The sequence below is a fragment of the Streptomyces sp. NPDC001410 genome (assembly GCF_042895235.1).
Classification (GTDB): domain Bacteria; phylum Actinomycetota; class Actinomycetes; order Streptomycetales; family Streptomycetaceae; genus Streptomyces.
The window spans coordinates 1-18,603 of the sequence record NZ_JBIAWE010000030.1 but is presented as its reverse complement, the minus strand read 5'-3'; the positions used below and the strand labels follow the sequence as shown (position 1 = coordinate 18,603).

Sequence of the window (18,603 nt, the reverse complement as noted above, 5' to 3'; positions counted from 1 at the left end):
TTCGGCCGGACGGTCGACCGCTCAGGCGGTCACCGGGCGCGACTCGGTGCGCGCCTCGCAGTGCTGGGCCGTGTGCATCGGCATCTCGGTCAGGCCCGGGTAGTAGACGTGCAGGCTCACCGCCGGCTCCAGCGCGTCGTTCACCACCTCGTGCACGTACCCGGGCGCGAACACCCGCTGCGCGCCCGGCGTCAGCGCGCGCGTGGTCCGCTCGGTCCGCTCGGTCAGCGTGCCCTCCAGAACGGTGAGGACACCGGAGGAACGGCCGTGGTCGTGCAGCCCGCTGCCCTGCCCGGGCACCCAGGACAGCAGCCACACCTCGTAGCCGGGGCCCGTGCGCAGCCGGTGGTACCAGCGGGTGGTGGCGTCGTAGCGGACGAGGTGCGCCCACTGGGAGCGGTCGGCGGCGATCTCGCGGGCGAGGCCCACGAACTCGGCGACGGTGGCCGGGTGCTCGCGCGGCGGCTGGAGCAGGTGCGGGACTTCGAGGATGTCGCCGGCGATCTGGAGGTCGCTGTCGCTGTTCATAGGGATGCTGTGATTCCTCGGCGGAAGAGCGGAAGAGCGGGGTGCCCTGAACTGGGGGTTCTGCGAAGGAGAAAACGGCCGGGTCACAGGACTCGGCGACAGCCGGAGCGCGTCTGGCTCAACAGCTGGGACAGCAACAACAGCTACAGCGGACCTGGGCAGCACCGAAGGACCCGGCGGTGCGGGTCGAGGTGAGTGCCAAGTTCGCGAGCATGCCCCCTAGGACAGCGGTTCACACCCGCACTGTCAACTCGGCGCCCGGAATGTGGGACATGTTTCACCTCATCCGGTTCATCTGTCAGGTGAAAGGTTTGTTCACCTGGCCCCCAGGACACATGGCGCACAACCGAGCGCTCAAGCCTCGCGGAACGCGATCGAACGCGGGGGCGTCCTTCTTCGTACAGAGGTACGTACGGGGTCCGTCGCCCCTCTGGGCCTCGCTTGCGTGGCAAGGTTTATGCCGATTTGAACACTTTCCGCACGGCCTTGGTTCCGCAGAGTGAATAACGGGCTCAATAGCAGATCTCGGCTTGACTCGCCCGGAGCAGCACACTTGTAATTTCACTCGTGTCGTTCAGCCGAAATCGGTAGCGGCTACACACGGGGACGCGAAAGACAGACGAGGGGCGCACATGACCGAGCTGGTGCAGCAACTGCTGGTCGACGACGCGGACGAGGAACTCGGCTGGCAGGAGCGCGCGCTGTGCGCCCAGACCGACCCCGAGTCCTTCTTCCCCGAGAAGGGCGGCTCCACCAGAGAGGCGAAGAAGGTCTGCCTCGCCTGCGAGGTGCGCTCCGAATGCCTCGAGTACGCCCTCGCCAACGACGAGCGCTTCGGCATCTGGGGCGGTCTGTCCGAGCGTGAGCGCCGCCGCCTGAAGAAGGCCGCCGTCTGAAGGCACGAACACACACAAACTGCGCGAACGGCCCGTTGCCGGTGGGTTATCCACAGGCGGCGGGCCGTCGTCATGGCTAGCCGATAGTGTGGTCGCTCGTCCGAGACGCCCCGCTGCCCCCCGTGGGCACAGGCGTCCACCGCAGTCCATCGAACCGGGGCCCGTACCTCGATGTCCGTGCACAGCCATACGGCAGCCCAAGAGCAGGCAGCCACTGCAGCATTTGACCCGGCCCGCCCGCCCGAGTTTCCGCGTCATGTGGTGACCGCGGTCCTCGTCTCCCACGACGGCGCCCGCTGGCTGCCCGACGCGCTCGCCGGGCTGCTCGGCCAGGAGCGCCCCATCCAGTACGCGGTGGCGGCCGACACCGGCAGCGCGGACGACTCCGCCCGGCTGGTCACCGAGGCCCTCGGCGACGACCGCGTGCTGCACCTCGCCCGGCGCACCGGCTTCGGCCAGGCCGTCGAGGAGGCGTGCCGCACCGTCCCCGTCCTCACCCCGGACGAGCTGCCGTACCTCAAGCGCCCCAGCGGCTGGGACCCGGTCACCCGCTCGTGGCGCGACGACGCCTACGACATGCCCGAACTGCCGCACGGCGAGCCCGTCCAGTGGCTGTGGCTGCTGCACGACGACTGCGCACCCGAGCCCGACGCCCTCGCCCAGCTGCTCCGCGTCGTCGAGAACGAAGTCGAACTGGGCCGTGACGACGTGGCGGTCGTCGGCCCCAAGCTGCGCGGCTGGTACGACCGCAGGCAACTGCTGGAGGTCGGCGTCTCCATCGCCAACTCCGGCCGCCGCTGGACCGGCCTGGACCGCCGCGAACAGGATCAGGGCCAGCACGACCACGTCCACACCGTGCTGTCCGTATCCACCGCCGGCATGCTCATCCGCCGCGACGTCTTCGAGCAGCTCGGCGGATTCGACCGCCGGCTGCCCCTGATGCGCGACGACGTCGATCTGTGCTGGCGCGCCCACCGGGCCGGCCACCGCGTCCTCATCGCCCCGGATGCGGTCGTACGGCACGCCGAGGCGGCCTCCCGCGAGCGCCGTACCGTCGACTGCGTGGGCCGCACCGCCGCCTCCCCGCACAAGGTCGACAAGGCCGGCGCCGTCTACACCCTCCTCGTCAACACCCGTGCCGCCGTGCTGCCCTGGGTGCTGCTGCGGCTCGTCCTCGGCACCGTCCTGCGGACCGTCGCCTATCTCGTCGGCAAGGTCCCGGGACAGGCCGTCGACGAGATCCGCGGCCTGCTCGGCACCCTGCTGCGGCCCGAGCGGATCCTCGCCGGACGGCGCCGCCGCGGACGCTCGCAGATCGACAAGGGCGAACTGCGCCAGCTCTTCCCGCCGCCCGGTGCCACCGTCCGCGCCACCGTGGAACAGATCGCCGGCAACTTCTCCGGCGGCTCCGACACCGACACCACCTCGGCCGGCCGGCACGGCGGCGCCGTGGAGTCGGGTCCCGGCGGCGACGACGCCGACTTCCTGGAGATCGAGCAGTTCGCCCGGCTCAAGCGGATCGCCCGCAAGCCCGGCCCGGTGCTCTTCCTGGCCCTCCTCCTCGTCTCCCTCGCCGCCTGCCGCGCCCTGCTGGGTGGCGGCGCGCTCGCGGGCGGCGCCCTGCTGCCTGCCCCGGCCGACGCCGGCGACCTCTGGTCCCGCTTCGCGGACAGCTGGCACCCGGTCGGCGCCGGCGGCACCCCGTCCGCACCGCCCTACCTCGCCGTCGTGGCGGCGCTCGCGTCGGTCCTGTTCGGCTCCACCGGACTCGCGGTCACCGTCCTGCTGGTCTGCTCGGTGCCGCTGGCCGGCTTCACCGCCTACTTCGCCTCCCGGCCCCTCGTCACCTCCCGCCTGCTGCGCGCCTGGGCGGCCATCGCCTACGCCTTCCTGCCCGCCACCACCGGCGCCCTGGCCGGCGGCCGCATCGGCACCGCCGTCCTCGCCGTGCTGCTGCCGCTCATCGCGCGCGCGGGCATCGCCGCGAGCGGCCTCGCCCATGCCTCCGGCGCGCGCGGCAGTTGGCGCGCCACCTGGGCGTACGCGCTGCTGCTGACCGTCACCACCGCGTTCACGCCGATCGTCTGGCCCATCGCCCTGATCCTCGGCCTCGCCGTGCTGGTCCTGCGCCGCGGCGACCTCGTCGCCCACGGCCTGCGCTTCGTCGCCCAGCTCGGCACCCCGCTGCTGGTCCTCGCCCCCTGGTCGCTCACCCTGCTCCCGACCGGCTTCTTCAAGGAAGCGGGCCTGGAGTACGGCTCCTCGTCCGCCACCGCGCTCGACCTGCTCGGCGCGAGCCCGGGCGGCCCCGGTACCGTCCACGGCCTGATGCTCATCGGCATCGTCCTCGCCGCCCTGGCCGCACTCCTGCGCTCCGAACGCCAGTTGGGCATCCGGACCGCCTGGGCGGTCGCCCTGGCCGGCCTCGTCTTCGCCGCCTTGTCCAACCACTCCACCTGGGCCGGACCCGCCACCCTCGTCTACGGCATCGCCCTACTGGCCGCCGCCGCGCTCGGCGCCGACGGAGCACGCGCGCGCGTGGCCGAGCAGAGCTTCGGCTGGCGCCAGCCGGTCGCCGCCCTCATCGCCTTCGCCTCGGCCGCGGGCCCACTGCTCGTCGCCGCCGGCTGGATGATCCGCGGCGCCGACGGCCCGCTGGAGCGCCGTGACCCGGTGCAGGTCCCCGCGTTCGTCGCCGAGGACGCCACCACCGCTGACCAGGCCCGCACCCTGATCCTCGACAGCGACTCCACCGCGCGCGTGCGCTACACCCTCGTCCGCGGCTCCGGCGCCCGCCTGGGAGACGCCGAACTCGCCGCCGCCGACGGCGAGAACGCGGGGCTCGACAAGGTCGTCGCCAACCTCGTCGCCGGCTCCGGCGCCGACCAGGCCGGCCAGCTCGGCGGCTTCGCGGTCCGCTACGTCCTCGTCCACAAGGGCGCACCCCGCGAGGTCACCCGAGTCCTGGACGCCACGCACGGCCTGAGCAGGCTCAGCCAGCAGAACGGCAGCGCCCTGTGGCGGGTCGACCAGCAGGTCTCCCGCGCCACCATCGTGTCCGCGGGCGGCTCCGGCGCCGCCCAGTCCGTCGCCGCCGGGCCGGTGGAGATCCACACCACCGTTCCCTCGGGCTCGGGCAGCCGCGTCCTGCGCCTGGCCGACGCCGCGTCCGACGGCTGGACGGCCACCCTGGACGGCAGGCCGCTCACCCGCACCACGGTCGACGGCTGGGCCCAGGGCTTCCAGCTGCCCTCCACCGGCGGGAGGCTCGACGTCACCTACGACGCCCCGGTCACCCACACCGCCTGGCTGTGGACCCAGGGCGCGCTCGCCGTCGTCCTCGTCGTCCTCGCCCTGCCCGGCCGCCGCCGTGACATCGACGACGACCTCCCCGAGGAGCAGCCGCTGCCCGCCCAGGCCACCGCGGGCGAGGGCCGCCGCGCCCGCCGCCTGCGCGCCCAGGCCGAGGAAGCGGCCGACCAGGAACAGCCCGGTGTGCCTCCCGTCCCGGAGGAGGTCCCGGCCGCCGTCCCGCACCAACAGCAGTACGCCGACTGGGACGCCGCGTCCTACCAGGGCACCGAGTACACCGGCTACGGCACCGACCAGTACCAGGGAGCGGACCAGTACCCGGCAGGCGGCTACGACCAGCAGGCGTACCAGTCCGACCCCTACCAGAACGGCCAGTACGACCCCTACGCCTACGGCGGTACGGACGGGCAGCTGCCGTACGACCCGACGGCGTACCAGCAGGGCTACGACCAGGCCCAGCACCCCTACGGCACCGGCAGCGAGCGTCCCGACGGGAGCCAGCAGTGAACCGCACGACCCTGTCCCTGATCGCCGGCACGACCGCACTGGCCGCCGTCACCGCCTTCGCCGCGCTCGACACACCGTCCGCGTCCGGCGCAAGCCCCGCCAAGGCGGCTGCCGAGCTGCCCGTGGAGCGTGCCGGCCTGGTGTGCCCCGCGCCCAGCCTCTCCGACATCGCCGACACGTCGTACACGTCGTTCACGCCCGTCACCAAGGGCGCGGCGAGCGGCGGCAAGGCCGAACTCCAGGCGGCCGCCGAGGAGTCGGCGGACGGCACGAGTGACACCAAGACCGGCAAGGGCACCAAGAAGAAGGCCGAGAAGCCGGTCCTCACCCCGAAGGAACCCGGCACCCCGGTCACCGGTGACACCTCCGGCGCCGACGCGCCCGCGCTGGTCGGCACCGCCGACGGGAAGTTCGCGCCGGGCTGGACCGTCCAGGAGACCACCGAGGTCGCCGCGGGCACCGGCCGTGGCCTCCAGGGCGTCAACTGCACCGCCCCGGACAGTGAGTTCTGGTTCCCGGGCGCCAGCACGTCCACCGACCGCACCGACTACGTGCACCTCACCAACCCGGACGACTCCGCCGCCGTCGTCGACATCGAGCTGTACGGCAAGGACGGCGCGATCAAGTCCACGGTGCCGGACGGCTTCACGATCCCCCCGCACTCGAACAAGCCCATCCTTCTGTCCACCCTCACCGACGAGCAGCAGACCGACCTGACGGTGCACGTCAACGTGCGCAGCGGCCGGGTCGGCGCGGCGGTGCAGGCCCTGGACGACAAGGTGGGCGGTGACTGGCTGGCCGCGGCCGCCGACCCGGCCGGCAGCCTGGTCCTGCCCGGCATCCCGAAGGACGCCACCGACGTCCGCCTGATCGCCTTCACACCCGGCGACGCCGACGCGGACCTGAAGGTCCGCCTGGCCTCTCCCGACGGCCTGATCACCCCGGCCGGAAACGAGACCCTGCACGTCAAGTCCGGCATGACCACCGCGGCCGATCTCGGCGACGTCACCCGCGGCGAGGCGGGCTCCCTGGTCCTGACACCCACGGACCGGTCGGTCCCGGTCGTGGCGGCACTGCGCGTGATCCGCGGCAAGGGAACCAAGCAGGAGACGGCGTTCATCCCGGCCACGGCCCCCGTCGGCACGCGCGCGACGTCGGCCGACAACAGCGGCAAGTCCTCGACCCTCTCCCTGACCGCTCCCACCGCGACGGTCACGGTCAAGGTCACCGCCTCGGCGGGCAGCGAGGGCGGCACGCCGGCGACGAAGACCTACACGATCAAGTCCGGCACCACCCAGGACATTTCGGCCCCGGTCCCCTCAGGGCTGAAGGGCACGTACGCCCTCACGGTGGAACCCACCTCCGACGCCCCCGTCTACGCCGCCCGAACCCTCTCGGCCACAGAGTCCGGCATTCCGGGCTTCACCATCCAAACCCTCCCAAGTGACCGCGGTCTGGTGGCAGTACCGGAGGCGGACGAGGACTTGTCGGTACTGCAGAAGTAGCCGGCCAGGAGCGGGGCCGGGGCGAAACCAGCCCCGGCCGGCCGCTGCACCGGGCTACCGGAAATCCCGGCTAATCCTCCCCGTACCGAGGATCGACAGTCTCCGGAGTCAGCCCCAACAGCTCGGCCACCTGCTCCACAACCACCTCGTGCACCAGCGCGGCCCGCTCGTCCCGCCCCTTGGTCCGGATCTCCACCGGCCGCCGGTACACCACGACCCGAGCCCGCCGACCGTCCCGCGCGGGAATGATCCCGCCCAACGGCACAGCCTCGTCGCTCCACACCTCGGTGCTCCGCCCCTCCAGCCGAGGCACTTCGAGCACCAGGAAGTCGATCTCCGCCAGCTGCGGCCACCGCCGCTCAAGACGCTCCACGGAGTCCTGCACCAGGTCGGCGAACACCTCGGCACGGCTGGCCGCCAGTGGCACCTGGGGCGGCGCGACGGGCCCCCTCATGCCCCGCCCGTGTCGATCACGTCGACGGGGCCCGGGGCCGGTGGCGCGGGGCGGTACACGGTTGTCCATCACTGGTGAAGCGTAGTCCCCGTACGCTCCCCCCGCCCGGCGCCCACGCGGCAACCGGCCCCCGACCGCACCGCAACCGGCCACCGACACCCCCGTGTCGCAGGATGACCATTCCAGCCAAGGTCTGGCTCGTTTCCGCAACCCTCCAAGACCGCCGAACTCAAGGCAATTGACGTTGTTTGTACCGACTCATGACCGGACGGATTCCCGACCAGCACCTCCAACAGGCCCGTCCCCGCAGGTCAGAAGGGCGTGTTCGGAGGGGCGTGTGGGGCGTCTCACAGCACGACACGGTGGAGTGACCTGGTGGAGAGTCGTCGCGGCCCGCTCAAGAGTGCGGTACCGTCCAACGTCGTGAGCCCTGTACGTCGCTGTTCGCGAACCGCCTGCGGCCGACCCGCCGTCGCGACGCTGACGTACGTCTACGCCGACTCGACCGCGGTCCTCGGTCCGCTCGCCACCTACGCCGAACCCCACTGCTACGACCTGTGCGCCGAGCACTCCGAGCGCCTCACCGCCCCCCGCGGCTGGGAGGTCGTCCGCCTCCTCGACGGCTCCGCTCCCGCCCGGCCCAGCGGCGACGATCTCGAAGCGCTCGCCAACGCCGTGCGCGAGGCGGCCCGCCCCCAGGAGCGCGCGGCCCAGGCGGGCGGCGGAGGGCGTACCGCGGACCCCATGGAGGTCGCCCGCCGCGGCCACCTGCGCGTCCTGCGTTCCCCGGACAACTGAGCCCCGCCCAACGGCAGTCGGCCCCCAGGCACCACCCCACGCCACCCCCGCCCCGCGTTACGGCTCGGAGGCGCCACAGGGTCCACTTGGTGTCCGCACACCCACCCCTTACCCCCGACGGGTAGTTTGTGGGCACCCATAGGACTTTCAGGAGGGTTGGCCGTGGCTGCTGATCTGTCGCAGATCGTGAAGGCGTACGACGTACGCGGAGTGGTCCCGGACCAGTGGGACGAGTCGCTGGCCGGCCTCTTCGGCGCCGCCTTCGCCGAGGTGACGGGTGCGGCGGCGATCGTCGTCGGCCACGACATGCGCCCCTCGTCCCCCGCCCTGTCCCGCGCCTTCGCGCGCGGCGCGGCGGACCGCGGCGTGGACGTCACCGAGATCGGCCTGTGCTCCACGGACCAGCTGTACTACGCCTCCGGTGCGCTGAACCTCCCGGGCGCGATGTTCACGGCGTCCCACAACCCGGCGCAGTACAACGGGATCAAGATGTGCCGCGCGGGCGCCGCCCCCGTCGGCCAGGACACGGGCCTCGCGCAGATCCGTGAACTGGCCGAGCGCTGGCTGGAGTCGGGCGCTCCCGAACCGGTCGCCGAGCCGGGAACCCTCACCACGCGCGAGACGTTGGAGGATTACGCGGCGCACCTCCGCTCCCTCGTCGACCTGACCTCCATCCGCCCCCTGAAGGTCGTGGTCGACGCCGGCAACGGCATGGGCGGCCACACGGTCCCCACGGTCTTCGCAGGCCTGCCCCTGACCCTCGTCCCGATGTACTTCGAACTGGACGGCACCTTCCCGAACCACGAGGCCAACCCGCTCGACCCGGCCAACATCGTGGACCTGCAGAAGCGGGTCCCGGAGGAGGGCGCCGACCTGGGCATCGCCTTCGACGGCGACGCCGACCGCTGCTTCGTCGTGGACGAGAACGGCGCCCCGGTCTCCCCGTCGGCGATCACCGCGCTGGTCGCCGCCCGCGAGCTGGCCCGCAACGGCGGCAAGGGCACGGTCATCCACAACCTGATCACCTCCCGCACGGTCCCGGAGGTCGTGAAGGAGAACGGCGGCACCCCGGCCCGCACCCGCGTCGGCCACTCCTTCATCAAGGCCGAGATGGCCCGCTCCGGCGCGATCTTCGGCGGCGAGCACTCCGCCCACTACTACTTCAAGGACTTCTGGAACGCCGACACGGGCATGCTGGCGGCCCTGCACGTCCTCGCCGCCCTCGGCGGCCAGGACGGCCCCCTGTCCGCCCTCGTCGCCCAGTACGACCGCTACGCGGGCTCCGGCGAGATCAACTCCACGGTCGCCGACCAGACCGCCCGCCTCGCCGCGATCCGCGCCGCCTACGAGGGCCGCCCCGGCATCACCCTCGACGACCTCGACGGCCTCACGGTCTCCGCCGCCGACTGGTGGTTCAACGTCCGCCCGTCCAACACGGAACCCCTCCTCCGGCTGAACGCGGAGGCGAAGGACGAGGCAACGATGACCAAGATCCGCGACGAGGCACTGGCGATCATCAGGGCCTGACCCACGAAACCCGCTCCATCGCGCTTCTCGGCCGACCGAGATCAGGCGGGCGGGCGGGAAAAAATCCGGGAGCCCAGGGGGCAGAGCCCCCTGGGCGGCACGCAAGCCCAGCTCAACCCACCCACCAGCGGTACGCTGACCGCACATCAGCAAAGCCGTCACCCCCCGAAGGGAAACCCCATGCCGCTCGAAGCCGGCCTTCTGGAGATCCTCGCCTGCCCGGCGTGCCACGCCCCCCTCGAGGAGCAGGACACCGAGCTGATCTGCACCGGCCAGGACTGCGGCCTGGCGTACCCCGTCCGCGACGGCATTCCGGTCCTGCTCGTCGACGAGGCCCGCCGCCCCGCGTAAGAGGCCCACCGCCCCGCGACGGCGAGGCGCCCACCCCCGCGCTCGACCCCCGCACTGGACCCCCGGCGATCGGAGGCTGCCGCCCATGCTCGACGAATCGCTGCTCGACGCCCCGGAGGGCCTCGCCGAGGCCGACCACCGAGGCCTCCTCCGCGGCGCGGCGGAGGCCGGCGCCCGCGTCCGCACCGCGGCCCGGCACGCCATCGAGGCCGGCGTCGGCGACCTCAAGCCCGACGGCCGGCCCCGCGCCGTCCTGATCGCGGGCCCGGGAGCAGCCGCCACCCACACGGCCGACTTCATCAGCAGCCTCGCCGGCCCCGGCAGCCCCGTCACCCGATTGGCCCCGACCGGCGTCGCCCCGGCAGCGGGCGCCCTGCGCTGGGACCTCCCCGGCTGGGCCGGCTCCGTTGACCTGCTGCTGATCGCGACCCCGGACGGCACCGAACCCAGCCTCTCCATGCTCGCCGAGCAGGCCTACCGCCGCGGCTCCTCGGTCGTCGCCGTGGCCCCCGCCGGCACCCCGCTCGCCGAGGCGATGGCCGGCGCGCACGGCCTGTTCGTACCGATGGCGACATCGCCGTACGACCAGGAAGAACCCCTCGCCGCGTCCTCCTCGGGCGTCTTCTGGGCCATGCTCACCCCGCTGCTGGCCCTCCTCGACCGCATCGGCCTGCTCACCGCCGGTCCGGACGCCCTGGAGAAGGTCGCCGACCGCCTGGACCACATCGCCGAACGCTGCGGCCCGGCCATCGCGACCTACAGCAACCCGGCCAAGACCCTGGCCGCCGAGCTGGCCGACGCGCTGCCCGTCGTCTGGACGGAGGGCAGCTCGGCCGGGCCCGCGGGCCGCCGCTTCTCCGCCGCCCTCGCCGAGCTGGCCGGCCGCCCCGCCCTGGTCGCCGAGCTGCCCGAGGCACTCGCCGCGCACAGCGCCCTGCTGGCCGGTCCCCTCGCGGCCAGCGCCGACCCCGAGGACTTCTTCCGCGACCGCGTGGAGGAGACGCCCGCGCTGCACGCGCGCGTGGTGCTGCTCCGCGACCGCCCCATCGGCGGCCTCACCGCCGCTCCTGGCGCCCGTGACCTGGCCCTCAGCCACGACACGCCGATCAGCGAGCTGGAACCGGAGGAGGGCGGCGATCTGGAGACCCTCGCGGAACTGATCGCCATCACGGATTTCGCCGCCGTTTACCTGGCGCTCGCTTCCGGGGCCTGACCTTGCTCCAGGTCGTCCGGCCCGCGCCCACCACCGGTGCGCGAGCGGCGACGGCGCCGGCCGAGCAGCGTACGTAACGGAGACAGAGAAACCACATGGACCGCCTCGACAACACCGTCCGCCCCTACGCCTGGGGTTCCCCCACCGCCATCCCGCACCTGCTCGGCGTGGAGCCGACCGGCGAACCGCAGGCGGAGATGTGGATGGGAGCGCACCCGGGTGCTCCCTCGCGCACCGCGCGCGGGACGCTCGTCGAGGTCATCGACGCCGACCCGGAGAAGGAACTGGGAGCGGAGGCCGTCGCCAAGTTCGGTCCCCACCTGCCCTTCCTGCTCAAGATCCTCGCCGCCGGCGCCCCCCTCTCCCTCCAGGTGCACCCCGACCTGGCCCAGGCCAAGGAGGGCTACGCCGACGAGGAGCGGCGCGGCATCCCCGTCGACGCCCCGCACCGCAACTACAGGGACGCCAACCACAAGCCGGAAATGATCTGCGCGCTCACCGAGTTCGACGGCCTGTGCGGCTTCCGAGACCCGGTCCAGACGGCCGACCTGCTCGCCGGTCTCGGCGTCGACTCCCTCAAGCCGTACGTCGACCTGCTGCACGCCCACCCGGAGGACGCGGCCCTGCGTGAGGTCCTCACGGCGGTCCTCAGCGCCGACCCGGAGGAGATGGCCCACACGGTCGCCGAGGCCACCGCCGCCTGCACCCGTCTCGGCGGCGACTACGCGCCCTACGCCGACCTCGCCCACCACTACCCGGGCGACCCCGGCGTCATCGCGGCGATGCTGCTCAACCACGTCCGCCTGCAGCCCGGCGAGGCCCTGTTCCTCGGCGCCGGAATCCCACACGCCTACCTCAACGGCCTCGGCGTCGAGATCATGGCCACCTCCGACAACGTCCTGCGCTGCGGCCTGACCCCCAAGCACGTCGACGTCCCCGAACTCCTGCGCATCGTCCGCTTCGAAGCCGGCGACCCGGGCGTGTTGCGTCCCGAGGCCTCCCCGGACGGCGAGGAGCTCTACGAGACGCCGATCGACGAGTTCCGGCTCTCCCGGTACGTGCTCCCCGAGGGCGGCACCACCCACGACCTCACCCTGCACACCCCGCAGATCCTGCTCTGCACGGCCGGTTCCGTCCGGGCGGGCGAGCACGAACTCGCCCCCGGCCAGTCGGTCTTCGTCCCCGCCGGCGAGACGGCCGAGGTGTCCGGTGCGGGCACGGTCTTCCGTGCCACTGTGATCGTATGACCGGGGCTGTGGATACCTGAGGCGTCGCCGCCCGGGCGGACTGCAAGAATGGCCCACCGGCAAAGCACGGGCAAAGCCGGGCGCACGCCCGGACGGCGTGGACGGACGAGGGCGAAGGGACAACGCGGACACATGAGCGCGTCAGGCGGTACCAGGGCGATCGTGGCGGCACTCGGCGCCAACCTCGCGATCGCGGCATCGAAGTTCGTGGCGTTCGCGTTCAGTGGCTCCTCGTCGATGCTCGCCGAGGGTGTCCACTCGCTCGCCGACTCGGGGAACCAGTTCCTGCTCCTGATCGGCGGCAAGAAGGCCCAGCGAGAGGCGACCCCGCAGCACCCCTTCGGCTACGGCCGCGAGCGGTACATCTACGCCTTCCTCGTCTCGATCGTCCTGTTCTCCGTGGGCGGCATGTTCGCCATCTACGAGGGCTACGAGAAGATCCTGCACCCGCACGAGATCGAGCACTGGTACTGGCCGGTGGGCGTCCTCGTGTTCGCGATCATCGCCGAGGGCTTCTCGTTCCGTACGGCCATCAAGGAGTCGAACGAGCTGCGGGGCAAGCTCTCCTGGTCGCAGTTCATCCGCCGCGCCAAGGCGCCCGAGCTGCCGGTGGTCCTGCTGGAGGACTTCGGCGCGCTCATCGGTCTGGTCCTCGCCCTCGGCGGCGTCGGCCTCGCCCTGCTCACCGGCGACGGCGTGTGGGACGGCATCGGCACCGTCTGCATCGGTGTCCTGCTCGTCCTGATCGCCCTGGTCCTGGCCGCCGAGACCAAGTCGCTGCTGCTCGGCGAGGCCGCGGGCATCGACGAGGTCAAGAAGATCGAGGCCGCGATCGTCGACGGCGACACCGTCACCGGCGTCATCCACATGCGCACGCTCCACCTCGGCCCCGAGGAGCTGCTGATCGCCGCCAAGATCGCCGTCCGGCACGACGACACGGCCGCCGAGATCGCGACCGCCATCAACGCGGCCGAGGACCGCATCCGCGCCGCCGTCCCCATCGCCCGGGTCATCTACCTGGAGCCGGACATCTACAGCGAGGCCGAGGCCGCCAAGGGCCCGGACCCGAAGGCGACCCCGGGCGGCCCGACCCCGCACCCGGTCGGTCACTGAGGGACGTACCGCAAGCGCACTCGCCGCGCGGTAACTCTTCCTCGGCCGTGAAACCCCGCTCTGACCTCCGGCTACGCCCCCAGAACGGCCTGAACTGTTCGCATGCGGACTGGGGACGACCCGGACCTCCGGTGTAGCTTGGGACGGAGCCAGACGTCGCTGCTGATGGCGGTCGGGCGGTCCCCCTGCGGACCGACCGAGGGAGAGAGGGCCTCCGACGGACTGCGCTGCGCGTACGTGGGCATGCCTGTGCCTCCACTCGGGCACCCCTGTGTCCGCCGCCGCGCAGACCAGCCGTACCCACCTCGACCCAACCCCGAGGAGCAGCTCGCAATGACGACTGTCGACAACCGACAGGACTTCAAGGTCGCCGACCTCTCCCTGGCCGAGTTCGGCCGCAAGGAGATCACCCTCGCCGAGCACGAGATGCCGGGCCTCATGGCGATCCGCAAGGAGTACGCCGAGGCGCAGCCCCTCGCCGGCGCCCGTGTCACCGGCTCCCTGCACATGACCGTGCAGACCGCCGTGCTCATCGAGACCCTCGTCGCCCTGGGCGCGCAGGTCCGCTGGGCGTCCTGCAACATCTTCTCCACCCAGGACCACGCGGCCGCCGCCATCGCCGTCGGCCCGAACGGCACGCCCGACAACCCGCAGGGCATCCCGGTCTTCGCCTGGAAGGGCGAGACCCTGGAGGAGTACTGGTGGTGCACCGAGCAGGCGCTGACCTGGCCGGACAGCCCCACCGGCGGCCCGAACATGATCCTGGACGACGGCGGTGACGCCACCCTCCTCGTCCACAAGGGCGTCGAGTACGAGAAGGACGGCAAGGTCCCGTCCGTCGACACCGCCGAGTCCGACGAACACCGCGTCATCCTCGAACTCCTGCACCGCACCATCACGGACGGTTCGCAGAAGTGGACCCAGCTGGCCTCCGAGATCCGCGGCGTCACCGAGGAGACCACCACCGGCGTGCACCGCCTGTACGAGATGCAGCGCGACGGCGTCCTCCTCTTCCCGGCGATCAACGTCAACGACGCCGTCACCAAGTCGAAGTTCGACAACAAGTACGGCTGCCGCCACTCCCTGGTCGACGGCATCAACCGCGCCACCGACGTCCTGATCGGCGGCAAGACCGCCGTCGTCTGCGGCTACGGCGACGTCGGCAAGGGCTGCGCGGAGTCCCTGCGCGGCCAGGGCGCCCGGGTGATCGTCACCGAGATCGACCCGATCTGTGCCCTGCAGGCGGCGATGGACGGCTACCAGGTCACGACCCTCGACGAGGTCATCGACAAGGCCGACATCTTCATCACCACGACCGGCAACAAGGACATCATCATGGCCTCGGACATGGCCAAGATGAAGCACCAGGCCATCGTCGGCAACATCGGCCACTTCGACAACGAGATCGACATGGCCGGCCTCGCCAAGGTCCCCGGCATCGTCAAGGACGAGGTCAAGCCGCAGGTCCACACCTGGACCTTCCCCGACGGCAAGGTGATCATCGTGCTGTCCGAGGGCCGCCTGCTGAACCTGGGCAACGCCACCGGTCACCCGTCGTTCGTGATGTCCAACTCCTTCGCGGACCAGACCCTGGCCCAGATCGAGCTGTTCACCAAGCCCGACGAGTACCCGACCGGCGTCTACACGCTGCCCAAGCACCTCGACGAGAAGGTCGCCCGCCTGCACCTGGACGCGCTCGGCGTGAAGCTCACCAAGCTGCGCCCCGAGCAGGCCGCGTACATCGGCGTGGAGGTCGACGGCCCGTTCAAGTCGGACCACTACCGCTACTGAGTCGTAGGTCCGCAGCCAGTTCCTCCGAGGCAGGCCCCCGCACCCCCGTGCCGGGGGCCTGCCCCTTTGGCCTCAGGCCGGACCCGCCCGTCAAGCCCCAGGACCCCCATGCCCCGCGGCCGCTATTCGCTCCACGATCCGCACGATCACACCCCCCTCGCGGAAGAACACTTCCAGTGCGCCCCCGGTCCGTCCGGCTGGCGCTACGTCTCCCAGCTGACCACCCCCGCGGGAGACCACAGCGGCTCGATCGACCTCGCCCTGGACGACCTCGGCCGCCCCATCCGCCTCGAACTCCACGCGGGAGGCTGGCAGGTACGCGGCGCCGCCCTCGACGGCGTCACCTGGGTCCGCACCGACCCCACCGGAACTCATGCCACCGAAGGCAATGTGCGCGCCCACGCCTTCACCGGCACGTCCCCCGCGTTCCTCGTCGCCACCGCCCGTCTGCTGCGCCTCACCCCCTCGTCCGCCGCCACCCGCGTACGCCTCGTGGCCTTCACGGACCCGGTCCTCGCCCCACGCACCGTGGACCAGTCCTGGGCCTTGGTGAACAGCGAAGCACACGCCACTGACAGCGGCCCCCTGACCGTGGACGAATACCAGGTCACAGCCCTGGACACGGGCGAACAGCACACCGTGCACATCGCCGGGGACGTGGTCCTGTCCGCGCCCGGAATCGAGCTGGAAGACCTCCAGTCACCGCCGTCGAGATTCGACTGAGCCGACGCCGCCCGAACCGGCGGCGCTTGCCGGCGGACGCGGCCTGCTACGCCGGCGGAGCAAACCCGGTGGAACCGGAACCCTTGGCCGGCCGATCGGACGGCGATTCGTCCCGCCGCGCCGACGCGGGCGGCACGACCGGAGCCTGAGGCAGCGGCCATCCCGGTGCCTGGGACGGGCCGGGCTGACCAGGATTCTGCGGCCAGACCGGCGCCTGCTGCCGATACCCGTTCGCCACGGGCGCCTGAGGCGCCGGCGGCGGATAGCCACCGGGCCCAGCACCACCGGGCACGCCGGACCCGAAGCCGGCGGGCGCACCCCCGGCCACCACGGGCCCCGGACCCCCGAAGGCCTGCCGCGCCTCGCGAGCCTGCCGCTCATGGACCACAGCCGCCAGGAAGGCGGCCGGGTGCACGCCCTGCGGCGCCGGAGCCCCCGTACGAGCCGCGAGATCGGCAGCGAGCCGCTGACCCATGTCCCAGGAAACCTGAGGATCGAGCTGCTGCATCCGCGTCAGGTACTGCCGGACGGCGAGCCACAGCCCATCCGGTACCGCCGACAGGTCCAGCGCGGCGAACCGCCCCGCGAGCCCCGGCGGAGGCGGAGGCACGAGGCCGGCCCGTCCCACGGGAATCCGCTCGCGTACGACCAGGGTGCCCGCGAAGACGTCCCCGAGCCGCCGGCCCCGCGCCGACACCAGAGAGGCGATGCAGGCCACGATCCCGAACGTCATCAGGATCTCGACCACACCGATCGAGCCCCGCACCAGCGCGTGCCGGAACCGGATGGGCCCACCGTCGTCCCGCACCACCCGCAGCCCGAACGCCAGCTTCCCGAGCGAGCGCCCATGACTGAGCGTCTCCACCGCGATCGGACCGCCGACCAGCACCAACATGAAGGTCGCGATCGACACCGCGAGCTGGGCCGCCTCGTCCAACGACGAAGTCGCGGCCACCAGCGCGAAGGTCACGCCCATGTACACGAGCACCGCCACGACCAGGTCGAGCAACACCGCCAACGCCCTGCTCGGCAGCTTGGCCGGGCGCAGTTCCAGCGCCACCGCCTCGCCGGTCACCAGCTCACTCATGCCCGCCGTCCTTCCCCTGGCCTGCCCCGTGAAGCGCAAGTCTGCCAAGCTGAGGGCGCATCGCGCCGCAGTAGGACAAGCTGACAGCATCACGAGCCCCCACCAAGAGCAGTGGACGACCAGCCAAGGAGCAGGCAGACCCGATGGACCTGGACGTCTTCGTCTCCGCACACCGAGCCGAATGGGACCGCCTCGACGCCCTACTCCGCCGCCAGCGCCGCCTCAACGGCGCCGAGGCCGACGAACTCGTCGCCCTCTACCAGCGCACCGCCACCCACCTGTCCCTCATCCAGTCCAGCGCTCCCGATCCACAGCTGACGGCACGGCTCAGCCAACTCGTGGCACGCGCGCGCAGCGCCGTCACCGGAACCCGCCGCGCCTCATGGCGCGACGTCACGCGCTTCCTCGGTCAGGGATTCCCCGCCGCGGTCTACCGCGCGCGCCACTGGTGGGTGCCCACTGCGCTCATCTCCACCGCCATCGCGATCCTCCTGGGCTGGTGGATAGGCACCCACCCGGAGGTGCAGTCGACCATCGCGGCCCCCAGCCAGCTGCGCGAGCTGACCCGTCCCGGCGGCGAGTACGAGACCTACTACTCGAGCCACCCCGCCGCCTCCTTCGCCGCCCAGGTGTGGACGAACAACGCCCGGGCCGCCGCGATGTGCCTGGTCCTGGGCGTCTTTCTGGGGCTGCCCGTGCTCTGGATCCTCTTCGAGAACATGCTCAACCTGGGCGTCGGCATCGGCCTGATGTCCTCCGCCGGCCGCCTCGACACCTTCCTCGGCCTGATCCTCCCGCACGGCCTGCTCGAACTGACCGCGGTCTTCGTCGCCGCGGGCACCGGCCTCCGCCTGGGCTGGACCGTCATCGACCCGGGGCCCCGAAGCCGCCGTACCGCTCTCGCCGAGGAGGGCCGGGCGGCCGTGGGCATGGCGATAGGCCTAGCCCTGGTCCTGTTCGTCTCCGGCGCCATCGAAGGCTTCGTCACCCCGTCCGGCCTCCCCACCTGGGCCCGCATCGGCATCGGGGTCGCGGCCGAGGCGGCCTTCCTGGCGTACGTCTACGTCCTCGGCGGTCGCGCGGTACGTGCCGGTGAGACGGGCGACCTCGACGCGACCGAACGCAGCACGACCCTCCCAACGGCCGCCTGATGTGCGTCCGGGGCCTGTGAGCTGCTAGTCTCCTCTTCGCCCCGCAAGACCCGTTGACACGGGTGGCGCGAGGAGGTAGATTCAATGAGTTGCCTAGAGCTGGACAAGTTCAGGGCTGATCGTTCAGAATCTATCTGCTTCCCGAGGCGTCGCGAATGTGATCCTGAGAAGCACCCCCGACTTACTACTCGGAAATGAGCAGCCGGTTAGACCGGCCAAAAACTTCTGATAAAGTCGGAACCGCCGGAAAGGGAAACCGCGCGAGCGGAAACCTGGAAAGCACCGAGGAAATCGGATCGAGAAAAGATCTGATAGAGTCGGAAACACCGAAGGGAAGCCCGGAGGAAAGCCCGAGAGGGTGAGTACAAAGGAAGCGACCGTTCCTTGAGAACTCAACAGC

General features: G+C 71.6%; 15 protein-coding genes. 12 read left to right on the top strand and 3 right to left on the bottom strand.

Annotated features, from left to right (window positions below; all coding sequences use genetic code 11):
- Positions 1-21: 21 nt before the first annotated feature.
- Complete coding sequence (locus ACFY3C_RS42665) at positions 22-528, bottom strand: cysteine dioxygenase (RefSeq protein WP_386581456.1); 507 nt, start codon at positions 526-528, stop codon at positions 22-24.
- Positions 529-1,160: 632 nt separating this feature from the next.
- On the opposite strand from ACFY3C_RS42665, the gene ACFY3C_RS42660 reads away from it, so the two are divergent.
- The 3 genes from ACFY3C_RS42660 to ACFY3C_RS42650 all read left to right on the top strand — a co-directional run bounded on the left by ACFY3C_RS42660 (position 1,161) and on the right by ACFY3C_RS42650 (position 6,748).
- Positions 1,161-1,424 (top strand): WhiB family transcriptional regulator, encoded by a 264-nt coding sequence (locus ACFY3C_RS42660; protein WP_003975777.1) that lies wholly within the window; start codon positions 1,161-1,163, stop codon positions 1,422-1,424.
- A 171-nt stretch (positions 1,425-1,595) separates the two neighbouring features.
- Positions 1,596-5,243, top strand: coding sequence for a glycosyltransferase (locus tag ACFY3C_RS42655; protein WP_390774743.1), 3,648 nt, complete (start codon positions 1,596-1,598; stop codon positions 5,241-5,243).
- The gene (locus tag ACFY3C_RS42650) at positions 5,240-6,748 is read left to right on the top strand and encodes a DUF5719 family protein (RefSeq protein ID WP_390774742.1); all 1,509 of its coding nucleotides are present in this window, start codon (positions 5,240-5,242) and stop codon (positions 6,746-6,748) included. The genes ACFY3C_RS42655 and ACFY3C_RS42650 overlap by 4 nt, the downstream gene beginning before the upstream one ends.
- A 70-nt stretch (positions 6,749-6,818) precedes the next feature.
- On the opposite strand, the gene ACFY3C_RS42645 is transcribed toward ACFY3C_RS42650, so the two are convergent.
- The gene (locus ACFY3C_RS42645; protein WP_386581493.1) at positions 6,819-7,271 is read right to left on the bottom strand and encodes a metallopeptidase family protein; all 453 of its coding nucleotides are present in this window, start codon (positions 7,269-7,271) and stop codon (positions 6,819-6,821) included.
- Between the two features lie 306 nt (positions 7,272-7,577).
- Here ACFY3C_RS42645 and ACFY3C_RS42640 point away from each other — a divergent pair, with 306 nt between their 5' ends.
- The 8 genes from ACFY3C_RS42640 (at position 7,578) to ACFY3C_RS42605 (ending at position 15,965) form a co-directional block, all read left to right on the top strand.
- Entirely contained in the window at positions 7,578-8,000 is a 423-nt protein-coding gene (locus ACFY3C_RS42640; protein ID WP_351812215.1) for a DUF3499 domain-containing protein, read from the top strand.
- 162 nt (positions 8,001-8,162) lie between these two features.
- Complete coding sequence (locus ACFY3C_RS42635; RefSeq protein WP_390774741.1) at positions 8,163-9,527, top strand: phosphomannomutase/phosphoglucomutase; 1,365 nt, start codon at positions 8,163-8,165, stop codon at positions 9,525-9,527.
- A 180-nt stretch (positions 9,528-9,707) separates the two neighbouring features.
- Entirely contained in the window at positions 9,708-9,878 is a 171-nt protein-coding gene (locus ACFY3C_RS42630) for a Trm112 family protein (protein ID WP_078936097.1), read from the top strand.
- A gap of 85 nt (positions 9,879-9,963) precedes the next feature.
- The gene (locus tag ACFY3C_RS42625) at positions 9,964-11,091 is read left to right on the top strand and encodes an SIS domain-containing protein (RefSeq protein WP_386581449.1); all 1,128 of its coding nucleotides are present in this window, start codon (positions 9,964-9,966) and stop codon (positions 11,089-11,091) included.
- 95 nt (positions 11,092-11,186) lie between these two features.
- A complete protein-coding gene (manA, locus tag ACFY3C_RS42620) occupies positions 11,187-12,338 on the top strand; it encodes a mannose-6-phosphate isomerase, class I (protein ID WP_386581447.1) in 1,152 nt (383 codons plus the stop codon).
- 132 nt (positions 12,339-12,470) lie between these two features.
- Complete coding sequence (locus ACFY3C_RS42615; RefSeq protein ID WP_390774740.1) at positions 12,471-13,451, top strand: cation diffusion facilitator family transporter; 981 nt, start codon at positions 12,471-12,473, stop codon at positions 13,449-13,451.
- A 333-nt stretch (positions 13,452-13,784) separates the two neighbouring features.
- Positions 13,785-15,242 (top strand): adenosylhomocysteinase, encoded by a 1,458-nt coding sequence (gene ahcY, locus ACFY3C_RS42610; RefSeq protein WP_390774739.1) that lies wholly within the window; start codon positions 13,785-13,787, stop codon positions 15,240-15,242.
- Positions 15,243-15,350: 108 nt separating this feature from the next.
- Positions 15,351-15,965 carry a hypothetical protein gene (locus tag ACFY3C_RS42605; RefSeq protein WP_390774738.1) on the top strand — a complete coding sequence of 205 codons (615 nt, stop codon included), beginning with the start codon at positions 15,351-15,353 and terminating at the stop codon, positions 15,963-15,965.
- Positions 15,966-16,011: 46 nt separating this feature from the next.
- Here ACFY3C_RS42605 and ACFY3C_RS42600 read toward each other — a convergent pair whose 3' ends face one another.
- Positions 16,012-17,052 carry an RDD family protein gene (locus ACFY3C_RS42600; RefSeq protein ID WP_390774737.1) on the bottom strand — a complete coding sequence of 347 codons (1,041 nt, stop codon included), beginning with the start codon at positions 17,050-17,052 and terminating at the stop codon, positions 16,012-16,014.
- A 143-nt stretch (positions 17,053-17,195) separates the two neighbouring features.
- Between ACFY3C_RS42600 and ACFY3C_RS42595 the strand changes: the two genes are divergently transcribed.
- Positions 17,196-18,203: a stage II sporulation protein M gene (locus ACFY3C_RS42595; RefSeq protein WP_390774736.1), complete on the top strand. Its 1,008-nt coding sequence runs from the start codon at positions 17,196-17,198 to the stop codon at positions 18,201-18,203.
- Positions 18,204-18,603 lie beyond the last annotated feature (400 nt).

What these genes read in the sequence shown, in the direction of transcription:
- ACFY3C_RS42665 (WP_386581456.1), bottom strand. Translation starts at nt 528, where the DNA reads ATGAACAGCGACAGCGACCTCCAGATCGCCGGCGACATCCTCGAAGTC.
- ACFY3C_RS42660 (WP_003975777.1), top strand. Translation starts at nt 1,161, where the DNA reads ATGACCGAGCTGGTGCAGCAACTGCTGGTCGACGACGCGGACGAGGAA.
- ACFY3C_RS42655 (WP_390774743.1), top strand. Translation starts at nt 1,596, where the DNA reads ATGTCCGTGCACAGCCATACGGCAGCCCAAGAGCAGGCAGCCACTGCA.
- ACFY3C_RS42645 (WP_386581493.1), bottom strand. Translation starts at nt 7,271, where the DNA reads ATGGACAACCGTGTACCGCCCCGCGCCACCGGCCCCGGGCCCCGTCGA.
- ACFY3C_RS42630 (WP_078936097.1), top strand. Translation starts at nt 9,708, where the DNA reads ATGCCGCTCGAAGCCGGCCTTCTGGAGATCCTCGCCTGCCCGGCGTGC.
- ACFY3C_RS42625 (WP_386581449.1), top strand. Translation starts at nt 9,964, where the DNA reads ATGCTCGACGAATCGCTGCTCGACGCCCCGGAGGGCCTCGCCGAGGCC.
- manA (WP_386581447.1), top strand. Translation starts at nt 11,187, where the DNA reads ATGGACCGCCTCGACAACACCGTCCGCCCCTACGCCTGGGGTTCCCCC.
- ACFY3C_RS42615 (WP_390774740.1), top strand. Translation starts at nt 12,471, where the DNA reads ATGAGCGCGTCAGGCGGTACCAGGGCGATCGTGGCGGCACTCGGCGCC.
- ahcY (WP_390774739.1), top strand. Translation starts at nt 13,785, where the DNA reads ATGACGACTGTCGACAACCGACAGGACTTCAAGGTCGCCGACCTCTCC.
- ACFY3C_RS42605 (WP_390774738.1), top strand. Translation starts at nt 15,351, where the DNA reads ATGCCCCGCGGCCGCTATTCGCTCCACGATCCGCACGATCACACCCCC.
- ACFY3C_RS42600 (WP_390774737.1), bottom strand. Translation starts at nt 17,052, where the DNA reads ATGAGTGAGCTGGTGACCGGCGAGGCGGTGGCGCTGGAACTGCGCCCG.
- ACFY3C_RS42595 (WP_390774736.1), top strand. Translation starts at nt 17,196, where the DNA reads ATGGACCTGGACGTCTTCGTCTCCGCACACCGAGCCGAATGGGACCGC.